Source organism: Candidatus Tisiphia endosymbiont of Myopa tessellatipennis (assembly GCF_964031105.1).
GTDB lineage: Bacteria > Pseudomonadota > Alphaproteobacteria > Rickettsiales > Rickettsiaceae > Tisiphia.
The window spans coordinates 944,576-965,466 of the sequence record NZ_OZ035005.1; the positions used below are offsets into that span (position 1 = coordinate 944,576).

Consider the following 20,891-nt stretch of genomic DNA (forward strand, 5'->3'; position numbering starts at 1 on the left):
TGAAGTTGACTATTAGATACAAGAACCAGTTATGTTAGAAGAAAAGTTATTATTTTTTGCACTTGAAAAAGATCACCTTAGCTGATATAAAATAAACATCTTTGTATATACTCAGGTAGAACTTCAAGAATTAAGGTCTCGCGACCTAAAGATTTCAGCTGCCCCGTTACTCATGTACGCTACGCCGCTCGACTTTGCTACTGCCTAGCTCTTCTTGAAGTTATACTATCGTCTATTAACTCTTGAAATCATAGAAGTATATATATATACTCTTCTGCTTTGAAGAATTGGCTTTTGCAAATACTTGCAGGGATTTCGCGTACTCACGTATTTTATGTACTGCTTGCGTTCGCTCATCCCTTGTTTATTGTCCCAATTCTCCAAATCATTTGAGTATACGCACCCTTAGCTCAGCTGGATAGAGCAACGGATTTCTAATCCGTAGGTCAGAGGTTCGAATCCTCTAGGGTGCGCCATTCTTAGATTTTAGTGCATTTTACGAATGCGTCAAACGGTGGACGCAAGGTATAATCTAGCTTACAGCCATTCAGCTCTAGGTTCGAAAATACAAGATTTAACAATTTGCGTTTTTTCTCAATATTCGAACCTTTAAATGTTTCTAACGCTCCAGAAGCCAGTTCTACTAGGTTAACTAGGCGTTCTGAAAATTTATCATCAGCATTGTTATGGCTTTCTATTTCTCTCACGATATCTTCACGTTTTTGTATTAATTGCTGACGTTTTCCTTCATGATCTTCCTTGCTAATATCACCGTCTAAAAATAAATCAGTTAACCTATCCATACGAGTTTTGATCTTAGTATGCTCAGCATGTAACTCTCCTATACGCATTTTATGAAAACCTTGCTCTATTTTTGCTGAGCTTTTAATATAAGCAATTACTTCAGCTAGCAAATTAGGATCTAGATGGAGTGTTGCTAATACTTTTTCTACTTCCTGTAGTATTATTTCTTCTTTCACGTATATCCTTTTATTAGGGTTATCAGGATGCCATCCTAGTAAATATATCCACTCTGCTGTACTACCATTAGGATAAGTCTTCTGCTTAGTATCAGCAGTGATCACACGACCAGTAACAGCACATTTTATAAATCCTCTAAATATATATTCTTTTTCTCTATATTTAAACGGTTTTTTATTCCAGTTAACACGTACCCTTTGGCAAGTATCAAATAATTCTTTACTAATTAGAGGAGGATATATATGTTGGTATTCTTTTTTAGTTTTTAGGACTCGCATTACTCCGTAATAAAATAGATTTGTAATAATAGAATAAAGATGAGAGTGGCATAAATAATCTTGATTACCTCTAGAATTACGTAATCCTCATTCTTTAGTATTTCAGGTAGAGTATGACTGCCTGTAGCATATGTTTCAAATATTTTTTTAATTAAAGGACCACGATCAGGATCAATGATTATTTTTCCTTTGTTATGTCCTGTACCGTGTCCTTTGATATGCAAGTAACCAATAGGGGCAGTACTGATCCATTCCCCTAAACGTAATTTTTGGTCTATACTGCGGTTGACATTATCTCTAAGACTATCAACAAAGGCTTGAGCCATTAATACAAAAATATTCCACATCATCTTTTCTTGTGACGTAGAATATTTATGTATTATACAATTTTCTGTGTAAAAATGTAGTTCGATTTTTGCTCTTTCAATTAGATCATTTAGTATAGGTGTTTCTTTATAACTACGTTGTAATCGATCAACTTTATCTGCAACTACTGCTATAACCTCTTTTTGTTTTTTAGCAAAATCTATAGCCTCCATAAACTTTTTACGATTACCTACTGTTGATGATTCAGAGAATTCAAATATTCTTAGAATTTCTAAACCTTTACGCATACAATATTCTTGTAATCGGTATTTTTGCGCTTCAATAGAATAGCCTTCTTCTTGTTCTTTTGTTGAAACGCGACTCATCTTCTAGACGAAAAAGTGCTTAAAACACCTAAAGAATGAGGTTTATAAGGATTTTGCTATAAGATTTATAGTCATGTAAATGATATTTTTTATTTGACAATGCTGGAATTTAGAGATATAATCTCTTTCATGTATATTACAACTGTTCCAAATAGAAATTCTTGTCCTGCAATATTGCTTCGTACCTCTTATCGCGACTCATCTTCGAGATAAATATGAGCAGAAATTATGCTATAGAAGTAGATTGTCATGCGGTGTGTGGGACAGAAAATTAAATTTTTGTTACTGACTACATGTATGGACCTCCTGTAAAATGCAAGAAAAAAATAACATCTAATAGCAAAAATGCAAATGCATACATGTATCCGGTTTATAGTTAATAAATTATGTGTAATTTATCCTACAGCCCTGATGGAATTCGCTGGCTTACAAATTTACTATATACTTATCATTTTATCGGCTTCAAAGAGCCATTGTAGTCATCAGTTTCTTTGTAAGCTAAGGTTTGTCTTATTTACCATCAATATTATTATCTCACGCATATTCCGGGTTGGAATCTCTTACATATTCTTTGTTTACCTATTAATTAATAAACCACTATTTATTTTATTTTATGTTAATTATAATAGCTTTGTGCTACAAACTTTACTCTCTACATAATCATCCCCTGACCTTAGTACTGCAAACACCACTCTTGCCAGTTTATTAGCTACAGCAACTACTGTTTTATTATGTCCATTTCGCTCAGATAAATTAAACATCCACTGCGTAAATTTGCTAAAATCTTTTTTAGATTTTTGTTCTTCCGATGTAAATCTTATCTTGGCATTTAGTACAGCTCTAGCTCCTTGGATCAATAGAGTACGCAAGTAAACATCACCTCGCTTGCTAATTCCAAGCAACTTATCTTTCCCTCCACTGGAATGCTGCCTTGGCACTAATCCAAACCATGCCGATAATTGCCTACCATTCTCAAAACTTGTAGCATTACCTATTGATGCTATTAAAGCAGTAGCAGTAATTAAACCAAGACTAGGTATAGCTGTTAATCGTTGATATTGAGTTAAGTTGCTAGCTATTATTTTTAATCTTTTTTCTATCTCTTTTATTTTTTTGTCATTATCCAAAAATTCCTCTTTCAGTTCACTAAATGTTTGATAACCCAGCTGGCTTAAATTTCCTTCATCTGAAATCTCGGTTAATTTTGTCATAACCTTATTGATCCCTTGAGGAATAATAAAACCAAATTCATGTAGTAGACCCCTAATTTCATTAGCAAGGGCAGTACGATTTTTTACCAATCTCTCTCTTACTCGATGAATTGATAAAATATCTTGTTGTTCTACAGTTCTAATTGGTACAAACCTCATATTTGGTCTTGTTACCGCTTCACATATAGCTTCTGCATCAGCTTGATCATTTTTATTAGTTTTAACATACGGTTTGACAAATTGTGCTGCCATTAGTTTTACTGTATGCCCCAATTTAGTTATTTCTCTTGCCCAGTAACTAGCTCCGCCGCAAGCTTCCATCCCTACCAAACATTTTGGTAAATTAGCCATAAATGTTAAAACTTGATCTCTCATTAATTTTTTCTTTAATACCGTCTTACCATTTTTATCTACACCATGAATTTGGAAAATTCTTTTTGCAATATCTATACCAATTGTGGTAACTTCCATCTTAGCATCCTGATTGTTATTTTAATATTTAATATTAACTTTAGAAGATTAGCAACTGCTTTTCATTCTGTATATCAGGAGGTCCATACCATTATTTTTTCACCTGTGGAATTTTATAATAAAGAAATACTGATAAAAGTGTACTTTAATGACAAGAGTTTTTATTTGAAACAAAACAATGGTAATACACATAAGAAGCATTATGTTGACTAATTTTTAGTATGTCAAGTAGAAAAGTGATGTTTACATGACTACAAACTTCATGCCAAAACCACTGCAAACCTGATTCTTTAGACGTTTTAAGCACTTTTTCGTCTCGAAGATGAGTCGCGTCTTATCTTCGAGAGGGAGAAGTGCTTGAAGAGGCAGGAAAGTAAGGTTTACAAGAATTCTGCGATAAATTTGTAGTCATGTAAATGATATTTTTTACTTGACATGGCTAGAATAAGAAGGGTATGAATCTTATTCATGTATATTACAACTGTCCTAAATAGAAATTCTCGTCCTGCAATATTGCTTCGTACCTCTTATCGCGAAGACGGGAAAGTATTAAATAAAACCCTAGCTAACTTAACTAACTGGGATGATTTACGCATTGAGGCTTTTAAGAAATGTAATAAGCACTTACGCAATTTTTATGACCACTTAATTGCTAAACATAAAGCAGCAAAAGTTGCTCTTGTTGTTGTTATGTGCAAATTACTAGCTTTTATGCACTCTATTGTCAAAAATAATTCTTCTTACAATGAAAATTTATGTTAAGTTACTATTTTTTATTGACTTCCATTACGGATGTTTAGGTTACTTTAGCATTTTTTGGATATATATTTAGTCTGAAAGTAGAAGTTTATTCTCTCAACTTACCTTGGAATTTCTCATAAACAATTGTAACAATTTCTTGACTTAATAAATTTAGGTCTGCTTCATTTAGTGTACGATCATCTGCTTGGAATTGTACTTTAATTGCCATTGATTTCTTACCTGATGGTAGTTTATCTCCTGAATAAATATCAAATATATCAACTGATTTTATTATTTTTTTATTAGAATTCTTTATATAAGTCATCATCTCGCCAACTGGCTGTTCTAGATCAACTACAAAAGAATAATCTCTAAAAGTTGGCTGGTAGTCGGAAACAATAAACTCATCTCTTTTAGCAAACTTTGCTTTAGCAAATGGTATATTGGCAATATTTATTTCAAAGGCAAATATCTCGCAATCAATATCAAAATGCTTTAATATAGATGGATGAATTTGTCCAAAATATGCTATGGCATTTTTACCAAGTTTTATAATACTTGATTTTGTCGGATGGTAATACGGTAACTCAGTTGGACAAAATTGGCACTTATCAATCGATAAGCCAGTATAATTTAAAACATTTTCTAGGTCAGATTTAATATCAAAAACATCTACTAAGCGAGCTTCAGAATGACAATCTTTCACATGATATTGTCCACATCTTACTGCAGAAGCAAAAACTAACTCACCATCAGATTTACAAGAGTTAAAGATTGGTCCTATTTCCATCAAGGCAATTTCTCTAATTGATCTTGCTAAATTTTTTTGAACTAATTTAAGTAAATTTGCAATGAGGTTAGGTCGCATATAATTATTATCTACACTAATAGGATTTAGTAAAAATAATTCCTCTTTTATTGGAGCAAATATTGGAGCAAATAATTTTGCGACGTTACTATCCATGAATGAGTTTGTTACGACTTCATCATACCCGCAAGTGGCTAAAATTCTTTTAATATCAGAAATTCTTCTTTGCTCTTTAGGTATAATCCTTGTTAGTTGCATTTTTGGTAATTTAATCGAGTCTAACTTGTCATAACCATAAATACGAACAATTTCTTCAACAATATCTTCTTTGATTGCTATGTCATACCGCCAAGAAGGTATGGTAAGTTTTAGAGTGTCACCTATATCTACTATATCAAAGCCAAGTTTCTCTAAAATATTACAAATCTCTGTCTTATTTAAGCTCAGACCAGTTATTTTAGCTAGACAATCTACAGGGAATTCCACGAATCTTTGAACAAAGGAGATATCCCCATTATACACTATATCAGAAATTTCACCCCCACAAATAGATAAAATCATTTTACTTGCAATATTTAAGGCTTTTAAGGTAAATGCTTGATCAATATTACGTTCAAAACGATATCTAGAATCAGTATCAATCTGTAGAGATCTACCAGTTTTAGTAATATATTTAGCAGAAAAACACGCCGCTTCTAGCAAGACATTTTGTGTCTCAAGCTCACTTTTGCTACTATCACCTCCTATAATACCAGCAAGAGTAAGTACTTGCCTATCATCTTGAATTACCAAAGATCCTTCATCTAAATCATATTCTTTGCCATTCAAAGCTAGAAATTTAGTTTTTTCTTTAAGTAGTGTAATTTGCAGCTTATCTGATAATTTACTTCTATCGTAAGCATGCATTGGTTGCCCGAAACTATACGATATATAGTTAGTGACGTCCACTAGGGCTGAAACCGGTTTTAGCCCAATATTTTGCAATAATTGCTTTAACCAATCAGGGCTTGTCTTGTTTTGTAAATTTCTTATTTCCCGAAAGCAGAATAATGGACATGCTTCTTTATTTTCTATCTCTAAAGCCAAAATAGATTTAAATTCTCCGGCAATTGATGGTACTTCTAATTCTTTAAGCGTACCAATACCCTTGCTAGCTAGGTCTCTAGCTATACCATAGACGCCAAGAGCATCACCACGATTTGGGGTAACGTTAATGTCAAAAACTGGGTCATCATACCCATAATATTGTATAAATGGCTCTCCTATCTTAGCATCGGGCATCAGTTCTATTATACCATCAGAATTAGTACCCACTAATAGTTCTGCTTCAGAACATAACATTCCGCAACTTTTTTCCCCTCGTATTACCGACTCTTTAATTTTAAATTTACCATTAGGGATTTCACAACCTATTTTTGCCAGTACTACTTTAATATTTTCCCTAGCATTACTTGCTCCGCAAACTATCTGTAAAATACCTTCGCTAGTTTGAACGTCACATATTTTTAGCTTGTCCGCCGATGGGTGAGGTTTAGTAGCTAGTATATGAGCTACTTCAAAATCCTTTAGTTCCGTCCTTCTGTCTATTATTTCTTTTACTTCAAGGCCAAGCATAGTTAAACATTCAGCAATTTCCTCAACAGATCTCTCGGTATCTAGGAATTTTTTTAACCAAGATAAAGTAAATTTCATCTTGTTAATCCTCCAGCTAGACTTGGCAAGTCAAAAGCAGAGAAGTTATAGTGTTTTAACCATCTTATATCTCCTTCAAAAAATTGTCTGAGATCCTTGATACCGTATTTTAACATAGCAAAACGCTCAACACCTAGACCAAAGGCAAAGCCTTGATAGAGATCACTATCTATATTAACATTTTTAAGAACATTTGGATGAACCATACCACAACCAAGTACCTCAAGCCATTTATTGCTACCCTGCATCTTAATATCCACTTCTGCCGATGGCTCAGTAAACGGGAAAAAACTTGGTCTAAAACGTATGTCAATATTTGTTTGTTCAAAGAAATCTTTGATAAATTCAGTGATAACATATTTTAAATGTCCCATATTGATATTTTCATCGATCACTAAACCCTCAATCTGATGGAACATTGGTGTATGTGTCATATCGGAATCAGACCTATAAGTTCTACCAGGAGCAATAAACCTAAAAGGCGGTTTACCATTTTGCATCGTCCTGATTTGTATCGGTGAAGTATGAGTACGTAACAATAGGGGATGTTCTGCCTCTTTTGCCTTTAGATAGAAAGTATCGTGCATCTGCCTTGCGGGGTGATCTTCATAAAAATTTAGGGCAGTAAAATTATACCAATCATTTTCAATAGTTGAACCATACTCAATTGTTAACCCAAATTTTGCAAATATTTGAATTAATTCTTCGGTAGCTTGGGTAATGGGGTGTATGCTCCCCTTCTTATACTGCCGGGTTGGAATTGTTAAATCTGTCTTCTCTTCAGCAAATCGTTTATTTAATTCAATTTCCTCCAAGGCTGCTTGTTTTGCTTCTAGCAAATTACTAATCTGTTCTTTAAGCAGATTAACTGCCTCGCCTAACTTTTTGCGATCATTTTGCTCAAGACTACCAAGCTTTCTCATTTCTTGATTAAGTAAGCTTTGTTTCCCAAGAAACTCCACCCTAATTTGTTGCAACTCTGATAGAGCTTGAGTTGATTCTATTCTGCTTTGTGCAGATTTTAATATTTGGTTTAGATGATTCATAACAAGTTAATAATAATATCGAGCCATAAATATTAGACTAAATTTTATTATATCTCTAGATTAATTAGAAGCAAATGTCAATAACATGTTATTGCAGGGTTGCCTCTTGTTTATGTTATTACATAATAGACTTCTTTCGAAACTCTACTTCTGCTGGTGATTTGTACGTCGATGCGGTACTCGAATCCTCACGTACATTAGAGTACGCTGCGGTTCTGCGTTCCGCGTCTCCTTCAAATCCCTCAGCATAAGCGAGTTTCGAAAGAAGTCTAATGCTTAGCATTTTGGTGCTACTTTTGAGAATTTTGTTATGCTCATGGCATCATAATGTCCAAAATTTAAGGTTTTACGATTCTCGCTAGACCACGATTTACAAATGTGATAAAACCCTTGATTTTTTATTAATATTCCTATATAATTCATAGAACTAACTTAATATTATATTTATGCCTGACACACAACGATTATCAGAATCTGAAAACGAAAGCTTTGTTAGCTTAATTCGTAATAAAAACCTCAATGCTCTTGAAAAATTTATTAATTCTAAAGGATCGATTGATACGAATCAATCGGGGCTTGATACGGCTGGTCAATCCTTTTTGCAAGTGGCTGTTATATATGGTTCATATGAGATTTTAGAGCTATTACTCCAAAAGTGTTATTATGACTTAAAGTATCAAGATACAAATGGTAATACTGTTTATCATTATGCGGCAGGTTTAAATAAAAATAATGAATTGGCTCTACTGTACAGACACGACCAAAAATCTGCTCTTATACCTAATAAAGAAAATATTACCCCGTGCTATATTACTAAAGCTCGTGGTAATGATATTGGATGCAAATTACTTTCAGATCCCGTTGCACCTTTAACAATCATAGGCAAGCTTGCTGTAATTAATTTGTATGGAAATGTTAACAGTCTGGACATTCCTAAAACAATTATCGATGAGATTAATGCAGTACCGCAAGAGAGTAATACTTTGCAATACTCACTCAATATTACAGGAGATGTAACATTTCCTATTCCTGAGGTTTAAATGGAGATAAAAAACTATATGACTAGTTGTAGCAGCTCGCTTTTATAGGTAACAAGTAACTCAAATTAAATGACTTTATTAAAAATACAGTCTAGCTCGATTTAATTGACTCTCAAAATTTCTTGGCTCACATTATAATTGGTTCTATATTTTCCTTCGGCTCACTTTATTTGACCCTAATTACTCCCACAATACTTACTGAATTTAACTTTAGAAAATAATAATCTTATAATTATTTCGTAGTTTATACAGCTAGATGATTAGATAAAAATGCTCGTTATTTTTATAATAAAAATCACATTGAACTTTTGTATCAAATGTAATATACTGCTAGTAAATGAAGAGTTGATAGACGATAGAATCAAAATCATGATAGTAGCGGGAATTACCAAGTTGAGGTGCTAGGTGTACATCTAACAATTAGCCTTAAGTTTTTATTGACAAGAAAAACAGGAGAAGTCAAGGGATTTGAGTAAAGTGATTACTATAGTTATCCTAAAAAAATCTAACCATATAGGTTATTGTAATAGATCAAATATAATACTTTAATTTAAATAATATTAAAATTATTTAAATTAATTAATGTTATTTAGCAATAAAACATTGATTAACACTTACTCGTAAATGTCAATAAAAACTTAAGGCTAATTGTTAGGTGTACATATAGTACGTGAACACCGCTAGAATCTTGGATAATGACGACGCAATTCTTGATTTTCATCGAGTATATTGACCTCAATTCGATGTAAGACATCGGTTTAATAGCCTAGGGTGGTCACATAAGCGTCAACTTAAGAGCGTAATGATTGAGCATGTATAAGTAAATCAAACCTAAACGTCATTGCGAGAAGCCGCTGCAAGCGGCGACGCGGCAATCTAAGATACGCGAAGCGTTACTCTAAAAAACAGCTTCGCTGTTTATCTAGATCGCCACGGCATCTAACGATGCCTCGTGATGACGGCTGTGTTTAATTTGTTTATACCTGTTCAATCATTACGCTCTTAAGTTGACGTCTATGAGGGTGGTCATCCCTGTACCTTCGGATGTTACCCCTGCTAGGTAGAGGTCTAAGAAAATAGCATAGAAAGTATGTTATATAGTTTTAGACCCTTGCACAAGGGATGACATCATCCCTAATGGCGATGATTACTTGAGCCTATTATACGGTCACCAATTTTTATTTTTAAATGATTAATTTTAAAACTCTTTCAATTTACCTACTCAGGCTATATTGTGGCTATTTCATCGGTATATTGCTTCTGATTATCGGGGTTTTAATTCTTTCAAATATCTTTGACCTTTTGCAAAAATTTAAAGCTGTATATATTCCAACACATTTTTTTTGGAAACTTGTATTATATAAAATACCTTATTTAGTTAATGAAGTAGCTTCTCTTCTTAGCTTCATTGCGATGTTATTTTTTCTAAAAAGACTAACTAAACATAATGAACTAATAACTATTTTATGCAATGGTATACATATTTGGAGGGTTATTGCTGTTCCAGTTTTTGCAGCGGTGATTTTTGGTATAATACTAATAACTATATGTAACCCTATTGGTACATTTGGTTTACAAAAATATGAATCTTTAGAAGCAAAATTAAGTAAAAAGACATCTAATAATTTTATAATATCAAAATCTGGTTTACTATTTATTGAGAATTATCAAGGCAATAAAAGAATTATTCAGGCTGGGTCTATTGATGTAGTGAACAATAAGTTAAATAAGATTATTATATTATTTTTAGATGACAAAAATAATTTCTTAAAAAGAATTGATGGGGAATATGCTATTTTAGTTGATAATAATTTAAAACTAACTTCTGTAAAAATTTCGGATAACTATAATGTCAAACAATATGAGCATTTTACCGTTTCAACAAATTTATCAATAAGTAACTTACTAAATAGTTTTATAAATCCTGAGATGATTGCTATTTGGGATTTACCAGATATAATTAAACATTTAGTAGAATTTGGTTTACCAATAACTAACTATCAAGTTTATTTCTATAAACAGTTATTTAAGCCTATAATTATGGCTACCACAGTGGTTTTAGCAGCCTGCTTTTTTAGTCTCAAGCAACGTGATAATTCTCAAGAAAAAATCTTAGTAATTGGCTTATTTCTAGGTTTTATTATTTATTTCCTATTAGAGATTTTGTTTAAAATACTCGCATATAATGCAACCCCCCCTTTCTTAGCTATTTTATTGCCAAATATATGTATATTATTTTTCAGTAATTTTGTTATTATGCATTCTAAAGAAACCTGATGCGTTAAAATGATTTGATTTTGGAGAAATAAAAATGTTAACAAACTTTTTCAGGAAATTTGTATGTGATATGGCCATAGATCTTGGTACGGCTAATACTTTAGTGTATGTCAAAGGCAAAGGAATCGTACTTAACGAACCTTCTGTAGTTGCATTGATTAAAGTGGACGGAGCATTTAAGCCATACGCATTTGGTCAGGAAGCAAAAAATATGTTAGGACGTACCCCAACAGACATTGAAGCAAAAAGACCACTAAAAGATGGTGTTATAGCCGACTTTAAGGGAGCTGAAGAAATGATAAAATATTTCATCAGAACAGTACATAATCGTAGATCATTTACTGGTCCAATGATTATAATTTGTGTACCCTCAGGTTCTACACCAGTTGAGCGTAGAGCTATTCAAGAAGCAGCAGAGAGTGCAGGAGGTAGAGATGTATACCTTATAGAAGAACCTATGGCAGCAGCAATTGGTGCTGGCTTACCAGTAACAGAAGCAACTGGTTCAATGATTGTTGATGTAGGCGGAGGAACAACAGAAGTAGCAGTCCTATCATTAGGTGGTATTGTGTATGCTAGATCAGTACGGGTAGGTGGCGATAAAATGGATGAGTCTATTATTTCTTATATTAGAAGGCATTATAATTTACTAATCGGTGAAGCTACAGCAGAAAAAATCAAAAAGCAGATTGGGGCTGCTTACGTAGATGATAGTTTAGAACCAAGAGTAATGGAAATTAAAGGACGGGATTTAATCCATGGTATCCCTAAAGAAATGCTACTAAACGAAAGACAAATTGCTGACAGTCTAATTGAACCAATTAGTCAAATTGTAGAAGCAGTAAAAGTGGCGTTGGAATGCACTCCTCCAGAGCTTTCATCCGATATTGTAGATACGGGAATTGTTATGACTGGTGGTGGGGCATTACTCCGAAACTTAGATCATGTCCTAAAAGAAGCAACTAAACTGCCGGTAATTATTGCTGATGAAGCACTATCATGCGTAGCTCTTGGTACGGGAAAAGTACTAGAAGATTTTCAAAAATTTAAGCATGTGTTATTTAAACAAGATTAACCAATGGCATTACTTGCAAACAGAATAAAGCGTTCTAGTAAAATAGTAGAGTTTGCTAGATTTATACTTGTTACTTTGAGACGTGTTTTCGTTTTATTTTTTGTTATCGCCTCACTTTACTTATTTATTGCTGCTCCAAAAAGATTTTCTTCTATTTCTCTTGAAGTCGTTGGACATGTTATTTTTGGTGGATTGCTAATTCATGAAAACATATTTAAGCAAATTAATTTAATAACCCAAAATTTTATTTATTTACGAGACTTAGCAAGAGAAAATATCGAACTACAATTAGAAGTGGCAAGACTAAGAAAGTTACATAGTAATATATATTTGATCCAATCTGAGAATAAAGAACTAAAAAAACTACTATCAGTTGTAGAAGAAGAACAATATAACTATGTCAGTGCTAAATTACTAAGTGTTTCATTAAACCCCTTCAGTAAAACTGCTTTAGTGTCAGCTGGAGTGAGACATGGTGTGGAAGTTGATCAGATAGTTACCAACAGTGAAGGATTAGTTGGGCGAGTAATACAAGTAAGCAACAATTACTCTAAAATAATTTTAGTTAATGATGTAAACTCTCGAATCCCGATCACTACCGTATCTTCAAAAGAAAAAGGCATCATGAGCGGTTATGGTAATGGTAGCAAAATACTCTATTTACCAAAAACTCATCTTGTCCAAAAAGGCGAAAAAGTTATAACATCTGGTTATGGTAATATTTATCCTTACGGCATAACGGTAGGTTATGTAAAAAAAGCAAATGCAGAAAAGGTTCTTGTAAAGCCTGTAGTTGACTTATCAAAAACTGAGTTTGTCAGTATATTGTTTCCTCAATGAATCTAATAATCGGCTTTTATACTGCTATGATTTCAAGAGTTGATAGACGAAGAGGTCAATTTCAAGAAGAGCTAGGCAGTAGCAAAGTCGAGTAGCTAGGCGTACATGAGTAACGGAGCAGCTGAAATCTTTAGACACAACGACCTTATTCTACCTGAGTATATTATGTTTGGACAAAATCCTAAAAGACCAGCCATATTTAATGATGGAACTAGTCTAGAAATTAAGAGTATTTTTAAGACTATTCAGGGAGAAGGCCCTTTTATAGGTATGCCTGCTGTTTTTATTAGGCTTGGTGGATGCAATCTTGCTTGTAATTTCTGTGATACAGACTTTGAAGATTTTAATATGTTAACCATTAACAATATTATCGAAGAAGTTGAAAAACTTACGATTAATATCAAATTAGTGGTTATAACTGGTGGTGAGCCTTTTCGTCAACCTATAGAATTATTGTGCTATAAATTAGTAGATTTGGACTATATGGTGCAAATTGAAACTAATGGCACATTATATCGTAATCTTCCAGATAAAGTCCATATAGTTTGTTCACCAAAAGCTGGGAAAAATGGTTATGCACTATTGAGAGATGACTTACTATCTCATATTAATGCCCTAAAATTTTTGGTGGCTAAAAATATACCCAAATACTCTAACATACCAGAAGTAGGACAAAGCAAGTATAATATACCAGTATTTATTCAGCCTATGGATCAAAATAATCTGTTGCTAAATAAAGAAAATGAACGGTTAGCTATTGATTTGGCCATTAAGTATGGTCATCGCCTTTCCTTACAAACTCATAAGATTTTGGGTATTGAGTGATTATATATTAGAGCTTGTCCGCAAACTAAGTAATAGAAGTAATTCTACGAAGAAGTAATCGACTCATAGTCAAAAAAATTATATTTTCACTAGAATCAGTAAGAAAATCATATTCCTTGGAGAGCCTTCTATTTCTATTTATCCAAGCAAAGCTTCTCTCAACAACCCATCGCCTTGGCTGTACTTTAAACCCAACTTCCCTTGTTGGCAATAGTTCTAGTGGTGTATTTTTTGGTATCCAAAATCTGCACACTGGTCGTTTAACAATTTCTAAATCTATGTTATACTTTTCCTTAATGAGACCCTTTAAATCTTTAGACTGATACCCCATATCAGCCCACATTTGTTTAATAGTAGTGTACTCTTTTTGCATGTTACTGAGTAGCACTGTAGCTCCGTATCGATCATTCTCATTCGCAGAACCGACATAACAACCTAACACAAAGCCTTGTGTATCGGTAATAATATGCCTCTTTCTGCCCTTAATTTTCTTAGCTCCATCATAACCTTTAGCTCCACTTTTTCTGTTGTCTTGACAGACTGACTATCTATTATGCAAGCACTAGGATACTCATTTCTACCTAATTTTCTTCTAACATCCTTGATAAGTTCATGGTTCATACGTTCAAATACACCTTGCTTCTTCCATCTTCTAAATTGTTCATATACTGTCTTCCAAATTGGAAAGTCATGCGGCATATATCTCCACTGACACCCAGTACGTAATACATAAAAAATTGCATTCAAAATCTCTCTTTTGCTATGTTTTAAAGGTCTACCTCCCTTTACATACGATACTTGAAACAACCCCTCTATCCTTAACCATTCTTCATCTGTTAAATCTGTTGGATAATTTTTTCTGCTCATTCTTTTATACTTCTTACTAATAATACTTTGTTCACTTCATCATACCTTAATTTTAGTTTGCGGACAAGCTCTAAAAGGTACTAGAATTAATAAAGTGAGGATAAGTGTATTGACATCTGATATATATAAAATTTTAAGAATACACATATAAGGAATACAAATTAGTATTCCATACATACCATAATACCTAAAATCTAATATAAGCTTAATTTGTTCCATATATTATTCGCTCCTCATCTTCGAGATAAATATGAGCAGAAATTATGCTATAGAACGTGAGTATTATGCGACGAGTGGAGTGTAGAATTAAATTCTCGTTACTGACTACATTTTTTCACCTGTGGAATTTTATAATAAAGAAATACTGATAAAAGTGTACTTTAATGACAAGAGTTTTTATTTGAAACAAAACAATGGTAATACACATAAGAAGCATTATGTTGACTAATTTTTAGTATGTCAAGTAGAAAAGTGATGTTTACATGACTACAAACTTCATGCCAAAACCACTGCAAACCTGATTCTTTAGACGTTTCAAGCACTTTTTCGTCTCGAAGATGAGTCGCTCCCATATTGATGTTTATTTACATATTTCTTTGCTCTTACTGAGAATCCACCGGAATTGATTGTATATGAATGTTCCTGAAAACATAAAAAACTTTTTAAAAATAAAACTTAAAGATAAAAATTTAAAAAGAAAAGACTTTGTAAGAGATAGTGGTCTCCCTTCTTCAACATTAGGTAATATTAATAAAGCTGGATATTATCGTCCTACACTCAAAACTATTATCACTATTGCAAACTACTTTGAATGTTCTATGGATGAAGTTGTTGGCAGAAATATGAACTCTTCTTTAAACATAGGAAATTGTAAATTTCAAATGAGTGATTCAGAAAGCATCAGTATTAATCTAAAAAATTTTCTTACTGCAAAACTAAAAAAACTAAATTTAAATTTCTATAAATTAGCTAGATATCTTGGATTTAATGAGCATATTATTTCTGATTTGATAAAAGATAACTCTTCTCAAAAAACCTTAGGTAGTGCAATTACCATAGCTCTAGCCGATTATTTCCAAGTATCACTAGATGAAATGGTTGGTAGAATTGTGCCTACTAAAAATACTGATAATGGTAAATCTTCTGAACAAAGCTCTAATAGTGATCCTGATATGAATAATTTATAGCAATTGCTTTTTTAATACATATTACTAACCATCATACCCTAAAACTAAACATTTAGTGAAGTTACAGGAAATAAGATATAACTTTACAATCATAATTGGGGTAAGGCTAAAAATAGCAACCCATCCTTAGTAAGTTGTTTAAAACCTGATCCTTAGTCCTAGGCCTATATAAATCATACAGCTTAGATCCCCTTAATGATTTTTGGCCCACAAATCCATGTTATATTGTTTGCAATATTCAAACATATCAATTGTATTAGGGTGGTGTATGCCAAACTCCTTAATTTGCGGTTTACCAAAAAATTTATAATTATATATATCTTTTGATTTACAGGCGGCTTTTGCCCCTTTGTTATATAATTCACTTACTTGAGCAACATTTTTACTTCTAGTTCCATATAAATAATGATATATAACAAACGCTTTTTTATAAGATTCTATAGCTTGCTTAAGCTGATCTTGAGCAAACAAACTATCACCTTGTACTACATAACTAGCTGCTAAGCTAGGATTTTTAGAATAATTTGTTTTTTCCGGATTGTTGTTTTCATCTGCTAAAAATATGGGAATAGCTTTATTAATGTATTCAGAAGCTTTATCTATTTTACCTAAACCTAATTCACTTCTTGCCATTTCTGTATAAATATCTGCAAATATTTCATTATCTTCATTCTTTATGGGCTTATGTATATAATATAACTGTTGAGCTTGAGCATAAGCTTCTTGATATCTACCAAGGGAATTCAATATCTTTGTTCTAGGCATATAAGCTCCAGTAAAGTATGGGTCATTAATATGCGATCCATTTTTTATAAATAGTTCGATAATTTTATCTTCACCCTCTAAAGCTTCCTTATATTTGCCTTGCATATTAAATAATGCACTTTTTAAAGAATATATTATAGATAGATCAGCTTCTTGTATTGTTCTTTGTTTTACTAATTTTTCTATCTTTTTAAGAAATTCTTCAGCAAGTTTTATCTCTCCTAAAAACATATAAGATCTAGATATATGAGATATAAAATTAAATTTGAGAGAATAACTAGATTCATCATCATCAAGTTTACCTAAAATCTTTAATGATTTAATAAGATAAGAAATCGCTGTTTCAAAATTTCTTAATATTATTTTATTATACACTCCTATTGCTCCTAAATATCTAGCGTAATAAAATTTTTGATATTCAGACATTTGCCACAATTTAAATTTTTTGTTTTTATCTTTCCAACTAAACCAATCAACCATTTGTTGTGCTTTATTATTATTGTAAATGTTTATATATAGAGACAATAATTCACTTCTTAAGGTAAGTATTGCATATATGTTAATATTATATTTCTCAGAATTTGTGAGAATAATTTCTAGGTTTTCTAGTACAGTTTGAGCACTTCTCCACAAATATCCTGAGTGAGTTCCTTTCGCCTTAGGTAGCTTAGCAATAATATTTTCTAAATATATTTTATTATTATTGCCATTTAGTTCCATTATTTTATTGCTGACTATGTCATGCATTTCAAAAATAGGGTTATTCTCTCTAGCATTAATATTACTAATTAGCATAAACTTGGATAATTGATATATATCATCATCAAGGGTATCTTTATTATCAGTAATGATGGTAAGCAGCTGTTTTGAAAAAGCTTGGTTATTTAGTAAAGCTATTTTATTAAGTAACTTTGCTGCACTAAAGGGTAATTGTTGAACAGCCATACTAATATTCGTTGCTATTTTATCAGTTGATTGATAAATTTTCTTTTTATATTCTTCTTTATCTAGACCTTTAATTTTGTTAAGTAATTGAGTTCCTTGCACTATCAATATTGGATAACCACTAAAAGATTGCGTTAAAAATTCGATATTATTGTTATTTTTATTGTCTAATAAGTTATTAGCTAAAGCTACAATAGTAGGGTGATCGAGTAGTGGCATGGCTATAATGTTATGTAACTTTTCATTATCTTGCGAGCAAAACACTACATGACCATTATGTTCCCAATCGATTAAATCTTGTACTTTTTTATTTTCATTAACTTTTAAATTATCAAACACTAATAACCATTTAGTAGTAGTAGTTAAATATGATATTACTTCTTTTTTTGTTAAAGTAACTTCTTCAGATATATTAGTTCGTTTAACCATATTGAGTTGTTTGGCTAATTTCACAAATTGTTCATCAAAATCAAGGTTACAATCAAAAAACCAAATAAGATCATAATTATTTTTATTCTCATAACCATACATCCTAATCAGTTGAGTTTTACCTATACCACTAGTACCAACTATACTTGCTTGTCTATATTTACTTAAATATTCATCAAGGATTTTAAGTTGTTGCTCATGATTGACAAAATAACTAACTGGAGTGATTAAATTAGATACTTGTTCTTGAGCAAAAGTTCTAGTATTAATGATTAATAATATGATTGATAGTAGAAAATTTTTCATATAATGAAACTGTTGAAAAATAAATTATGCCCTAACGGTACGTATAAAACATATTATTACAAATAATTATAAAGAATAAGTAAAAATAACTCAACTTAAGTTTGAATATTAATAATAATCATCATTAAAAATATGAATAGAGAATTTTTATGAGAAAAATTTTAATAATTCTAATTTTGCAATTTATCGTAATAGAAGCATTTGCAAGTATTGAAAGAATAAAGCTACATTCTTTTGATAATTTAGTTGATCAAATTAAAAATGATACAATAAAAGGTAAAGATACGCTAATTGTATTTGATATTGATGGAGTTATTCTTTGTCCTAAGGACAGCTATTTAAGCCATAATAATCGTGAAGTACGTCATAAATTTCTTGATGACATTGAAAAATCACAAGGTCTAGCTCAGAGAAAAAATATATATGCACTTATTGCTGCTCAGATGGAATATAAGCTAATTGAACCAAGCTTAATGAAATACTTTTGGTTTCTAAAGTTCAATGGTTACGACGTTATTGCCTTAACATCAATGGGACCAAATAATCCATATTTTGATCAGGAACAAGATCGTGTTGATATGCTTAAAGATAAAGGATTATTGTTTGATAAAAGATATCACGGTCAAATAAAAATTGATAAACAAAAAAGACCCCAGCCAAAAGCCATTGAGGGAGTTATTTTTGCAAGAGGATATGAAAAGGGATTAGTTCTCAAGGCATACCTTGATCAACAACATACTGCCTATAGCAAGATAGTGGTGATAGACGATAAACCTCAAAATTTAGATTCTATTGAAAAACACCTAAAAAATCAGATTGGTAAAATAGTGCTAGTAGAATATAGCTATGATAAATTTGTAGAACAAAAATTTACAAACAATATTTCTACTTTGCAGCAAAATTTTCTTAAAACTCAATCTATTTGGTTAAGTGATAAACAAGCCTCAGTTTTATTACAAATGAGGAATAAAGCCAAAGTTGAATAATGTAAAGAAAAATTAGGTTAAATGTGAATTATAAAATTAGCCTTTGTGAACATTTCTAAGTAGGAGCAAAAAAGTGTAATTTTCGGACAAAAAATCACTATCAGAGGACATAAATATTGTACAAAATGCCTTGAGTAAGAGAGAGGTGGTTAACTAGAATTGAAATTTGATCCCTTTTAATCAGAATTTCGGATGGATCTCATCTTCAGTCGAGCTTGTGCCTCATCGTCACTCAGCCATATATAATGGTATGGATCTACCCTATATACAGAATGAGAAGCGTATGCTAATCTTCTAGGATAGGAAATGAATCCTAAACAATAATAAGGAGATCCATATGGAAGTTACCACAATTGGTATAGATATTGCAAAAAGAATTTTTCAAATTCACGGTGTAGATAAAAATGGCAAGACAGTATTGAAGAAAAAATTAACGAGAGAGCAGATTTTAACTTTTATGGCTAACGTACCAAAATGTCTAGTAGGCATGGAAGCTTGCGGTGGAGCTAGCTATTGGGCAAGAGAATTAACAAAATTAGGTCATAAAGTAAAATTAATGGCCCCGCAGTTTGTTAAACCTTATGTTAAAACTAATAAAAATGATCAAGCTGATGCAGAAGCAATATGTGAGGCAGTAGCAAGACCTAATATGAGGTTTGTACCTATCAAAACTGTAGAGCAACAAGAAATTTTATTTATTCATAGAGTAAGGCAACGATTGGTAAAAAACCGTACTGCTCTTGCTAATGAGATCAGGGGATTATTACATGAATTTGGTTTTGTTATTCCGCAAGGAATCAATAAGATTATGACAAAATTAACTGAGATTTTAGATGCAGGGGCTTTAAGCCAGCTAAGCTATCAAACGTTTAGTGAGTTAAAAGAAGAATTTGTAGAAAATGATAAAAAAATAAAAGAGCTAGAACAACGATTAAAAATCATAGCTAGCCAGTATAGTAATCACCAACAACTAATGACGATACCAGGTATAGGTTTAATAACTGCCACAGCCTTAATAGCCTCAATAGGGAATGCTAGTTGTTTTGAAAATGGTAGGCAATTATCAGCATGGCTGGGATTAGTGCCAAGGCAACATTCTAGTGGTGGTAAAGATAAGTTGCTTGGTATTAGTAAAAGAGGTGATATTTATTTACGTACTTTGTTAATTCAAGGAGCAAGAGACGTTCTGAATAGCAAGATAAGATTTACCACGGAAGAACAAAAATCTAAAAAAGATTATAGCAAGTTTACTGAGTGGATGTTTAATTTATCTGAGAGAAACAGTCATAATAAAACAGTTGTCGCGGTAGCTAATAAGCTAGCAAGGGTGGTATTTGCATTACTCAGTTCAGGTAATGATTATACCGAGAGTAAAGTTTGTAGTTAAAAAAACTGCTCCAAATAATTGATGAAATGACATTATAGGTAA

General features: G+C 32.1%; 19 protein-coding genes and 1 tRNA gene. 10 read left to right on the forward strand and 10 right to left on the reverse strand.

Going from position 1 to position 20,891, the window contains the following annotated elements; all coding sequences use genetic code 11:
* Positions 1-399: 399 nt before the first annotated feature.
* A tRNA-Arg gene (locus AAHN03_RS04765) sits at positions 400-476 on the forward strand.
* A gap of 3 nt (positions 477-479) precedes the next feature.
* Here the strand turns inward: AAHN03_RS04765 and AAHN03_RS04770 are convergent.
* The 4 genes from AAHN03_RS04770 to AAHN03_RS04785 all read right to left on the reverse strand — a co-directional run bounded on the left by AAHN03_RS04770 (position 480) and on the right by AAHN03_RS04785 (position 3,940).
* Positions 480-1,259: a hypothetical protein gene (locus AAHN03_RS04770; RefSeq protein ID WP_342278295.1), complete on the reverse strand. Its 780-nt coding sequence runs from the start codon at positions 1,257-1,259 to the stop codon at positions 480-482.
* Complete coding sequence (locus AAHN03_RS04775) at positions 1,259-1,951, reverse strand: recombinase family protein (protein WP_342278296.1); 693 nt, start codon at positions 1,949-1,951, stop codon at positions 1,259-1,261. The genes AAHN03_RS04770 and AAHN03_RS04775 overlap by 1 nt, the downstream gene beginning before the upstream one ends.
* Positions 1,952-2,571: 620 nt before the next feature.
* Positions 2,572-3,633, reverse strand: coding sequence for an IS110 family transposase (locus tag AAHN03_RS04780; protein ID WP_342278230.1), 1,062 nt, complete (start codon positions 3,631-3,633; stop codon positions 2,572-2,574).
* 145 nt (positions 3,634-3,778) lie between these two features.
* Positions 3,779-3,940 carry a hypothetical protein gene (locus tag AAHN03_RS04785; RefSeq protein ID WP_341761148.1) on the reverse strand — a complete coding sequence of 54 codons (162 nt, stop codon included), beginning with the start codon at positions 3,938-3,940 and terminating at the stop codon, positions 3,779-3,781.
* Positions 3,941-4,101: 161 nt separating this feature from the next.
* Here AAHN03_RS04785 and AAHN03_RS04790 point away from each other — a divergent pair, with 161 nt between their 5' ends.
* Positions 4,102-4,395 (forward strand): hypothetical protein, encoded by a 294-nt coding sequence (locus AAHN03_RS04790; protein ID WP_341761466.1) that lies wholly within the window; start codon positions 4,102-4,104, stop codon positions 4,393-4,395.
* 85 nt (positions 4,396-4,480) lie between these two features.
* Here the strand turns inward: AAHN03_RS04790 and pheT are convergent, their stop codons facing one another.
* The 3 genes from pheT to AAHN03_RS04805 all read right to left on the reverse strand — a co-directional run bounded on the left by pheT (position 4,481) and on the right by AAHN03_RS04805 (position 8,203).
* Complete coding sequence (gene pheT, locus AAHN03_RS04795; protein ID WP_342278297.1) at positions 4,481-6,874, reverse strand: phenylalanine--tRNA ligase subunit beta; 2,394 nt, start codon at positions 6,872-6,874, stop codon at positions 4,481-4,483.
* Positions 6,871-7,920 (reverse strand): phenylalanine--tRNA ligase subunit alpha, encoded by a 1,050-nt coding sequence (gene pheS, locus AAHN03_RS04800; RefSeq protein ID WP_342278298.1) that lies wholly within the window; start codon positions 7,918-7,920, stop codon positions 6,871-6,873. The genes pheT and pheS overlap by 4 nt, the downstream gene beginning before the upstream one ends.
* Before the next feature lie 118 nt (positions 7,921-8,038).
* Positions 8,039-8,203, reverse strand: a complete 165-nt coding sequence (locus AAHN03_RS04805; RefSeq protein ID WP_342278299.1) for a palindromic element RPE1 domain-containing protein — start codon at positions 8,201-8,203, stop codon at positions 8,039-8,041.
* Positions 8,204-8,366: 163 nt separating this feature from the next.
* Between AAHN03_RS04805 and AAHN03_RS04810 the strand changes: the two genes are divergently transcribed.
* The 5 genes from AAHN03_RS04810 to AAHN03_RS04830 all read left to right on the forward strand — a co-directional run bounded on the left by AAHN03_RS04810 (position 8,367) and on the right by AAHN03_RS04830 (position 13,977).
* On the forward strand, positions 8,367-8,960 hold the full coding sequence (locus AAHN03_RS04810; protein ID WP_342278300.1) for an ankyrin repeat domain-containing protein: 594 nt from the start codon (positions 8,367-8,369) through the stop codon (positions 8,958-8,960).
* A gap of 1,188 nt (positions 8,961-10,148) precedes the next feature.
* On the forward strand, positions 10,149-11,237 hold the full coding sequence (locus tag AAHN03_RS04815) for an LptF/LptG family permease (RefSeq protein ID WP_342278301.1): 1,089 nt from the start codon (positions 10,149-10,151) through the stop codon (positions 11,235-11,237).
* A gap of 34 nt (positions 11,238-11,271) precedes the next feature.
* Positions 11,272-12,312, forward strand: a complete 1,041-nt coding sequence (locus tag AAHN03_RS04820) for a rod shape-determining protein (RefSeq protein WP_342278302.1) — start codon at positions 11,272-11,274, stop codon at positions 12,310-12,312.
* A gap of 3 nt (positions 12,313-12,315) precedes the next feature.
* Complete coding sequence (gene mreC / locus AAHN03_RS04825) at positions 12,316-13,152, forward strand: rod shape-determining protein MreC (protein WP_341761460.1); 837 nt, start codon at positions 12,316-12,318, stop codon at positions 13,150-13,152.
* 165 nt (positions 13,153-13,317) lie between these two features.
* Complete coding sequence (locus AAHN03_RS04830) at positions 13,318-13,977, forward strand: 7-carboxy-7-deazaguanine synthase QueE (protein WP_342279188.1); 660 nt, start codon at positions 13,318-13,320, stop codon at positions 13,975-13,977.
* A 25-nt stretch (positions 13,978-14,002) separates the two neighbouring features.
* On the opposite strand, the gene AAHN03_RS04835 is transcribed toward AAHN03_RS04830, so the two are convergent.
* A protein-coding gene (locus tag AAHN03_RS04835; RefSeq protein ID WP_342278303.1) for an IS5 family transposase occupies positions 14,003-14,844 on the reverse strand; the annotation gives its coding sequence in 2 pieces (ribosomal slippage) (positions 14,003-14,472 and positions 14,472-14,844; 843 coding nt in all).
* A 380-nt stretch (positions 14,845-15,224) separates the two neighbouring features.
* Entirely contained in the window at positions 15,225-15,386 is a 162-nt protein-coding gene (locus AAHN03_RS04840; RefSeq protein ID WP_341762078.1) for a hypothetical protein, read from the reverse strand.
* Positions 15,387-15,476: 90 nt separating this feature from the next.
* Between AAHN03_RS04840 and AAHN03_RS04845 the strand changes: the two genes are divergently transcribed.
* On the forward strand, positions 15,477-16,031 hold the full coding sequence (locus AAHN03_RS04845) for a helix-turn-helix domain-containing protein (RefSeq protein ID WP_342278304.1): 555 nt from the start codon (positions 15,477-15,479) through the stop codon (positions 16,029-16,031).
* Between the two features lie 192 nt (positions 16,032-16,223).
* Here the strand turns inward: AAHN03_RS04845 and AAHN03_RS04850 are convergent, their stop codons facing one another.
* Positions 16,224-18,476 (reverse strand): tetratricopeptide repeat protein, encoded by a 2,253-nt coding sequence (locus AAHN03_RS04850; protein WP_342278305.1) that lies wholly within the window; start codon positions 18,474-18,476, stop codon positions 16,224-16,226.
* A gap of 149 nt (positions 18,477-18,625) precedes the next feature.
* On the opposite strand from AAHN03_RS04850, the gene AAHN03_RS04855 reads away from it, so the two are divergent.
* Both AAHN03_RS04855 and AAHN03_RS04860 read left to right on the forward strand, forming a co-directional pair.
* A complete protein-coding gene (locus AAHN03_RS04855; RefSeq protein WP_342278306.1) occupies positions 18,626-19,462 on the forward strand; it encodes a DUF2608 domain-containing protein in 837 nt (278 codons plus the stop codon).
* 337 nt (positions 19,463-19,799) lie between these two features.
* A complete protein-coding gene (locus tag AAHN03_RS04860; RefSeq protein ID WP_342278307.1) occupies positions 19,800-20,849 on the forward strand; it encodes an IS110 family transposase in 1,050 nt (349 codons plus the stop codon).
* Positions 20,850-20,891: the final 42 nt, after the last annotated feature.

What these genes read in the sequence shown, in the direction of transcription:
- AAHN03_RS04770 (WP_342278295.1), bottom strand. Translation starts at nt 1,259, where the DNA reads ATGCGAGTCCTAAAAACTAAAAAAGAATACCAACATATATATCCTCCT.
- AAHN03_RS04775 (WP_342278296.1), bottom strand. Translation starts at nt 1,951, where the DNA reads ATGAGTCGCGTTTCAACAAAAGAACAAGAAGAAGGCTATTCTATTGAA.
- AAHN03_RS04780 (WP_342278230.1), bottom strand. Translation starts at nt 3,633, where the DNA reads ATGGAAGTTACCACAATTGGTATAGATATTGCAAAAAGAATTTTCCAA.
- AAHN03_RS04790 (WP_341761466.1), top strand. Translation starts at nt 4,102, where the DNA reads ATGTATATTACAACTGTCCTAAATAGAAATTCTCGTCCTGCAATATTG.
- pheT (WP_342278297.1), bottom strand. Translation starts at nt 6,874, where the DNA reads ATGAAATTTACTTTATCTTGGTTAAAAAAATTCCTAGATACCGAGAGA.
- pheS (WP_342278298.1), bottom strand. Translation starts at nt 7,920, where the DNA reads ATGAATCATCTAAACCAAATATTAAAATCTGCACAAAGCAGAATAGAA.
- AAHN03_RS04805 (WP_342278299.1), bottom strand. Translation starts at nt 8,203, where the DNA reads ATGCTAAGCATTAGACTTCTTTCGAAACTCGCTTATGCTGAGGGATTT.
- AAHN03_RS04810 (WP_342278300.1), top strand. Translation starts at nt 8,367, where the DNA reads ATGCCTGACACACAACGATTATCAGAATCTGAAAACGAAAGCTTTGTT.
- AAHN03_RS04815 (WP_342278301.1), top strand. Translation starts at nt 10,149, where the DNA reads ATGATTAATTTTAAAACTCTTTCAATTTACCTACTCAGGCTATATTGT.
- AAHN03_RS04820 (WP_342278302.1), top strand. Translation starts at nt 11,272, where the DNA reads ATGTTAACAAACTTTTTCAGGAAATTTGTATGTGATATGGCCATAGAT.
- mreC (WP_341761460.1), top strand. Translation starts at nt 12,316, where the DNA reads ATGGCATTACTTGCAAACAGAATAAAGCGTTCTAGTAAAATAGTAGAG.
- AAHN03_RS04830 (WP_342279188.1), top strand. Translation starts at nt 13,318, where the DNA reads ATGTTTGGACAAAATCCTAAAAGACCAGCCATATTTAATGATGGAACT.
- AAHN03_RS04845 (WP_342278304.1), top strand. Translation starts at nt 15,477, where the DNA reads ATGAATGTTCCTGAAAACATAAAAAACTTTTTAAAAATAAAACTTAAA.
- AAHN03_RS04850 (WP_342278305.1), bottom strand. Translation starts at nt 18,476, where the DNA reads ATGAAAAATTTTCTACTATCAATCATATTATTAATCATTAATACTAGA.
- AAHN03_RS04855 (WP_342278306.1), top strand. Translation starts at nt 18,626, where the DNA reads ATGAGAAAAATTTTAATAATTCTAATTTTGCAATTTATCGTAATAGAA.
- AAHN03_RS04860 (WP_342278307.1), top strand. Translation starts at nt 19,800, where the DNA reads ATGGAAGTTACCACAATTGGTATAGATATTGCAAAAAGAATTTTTCAA.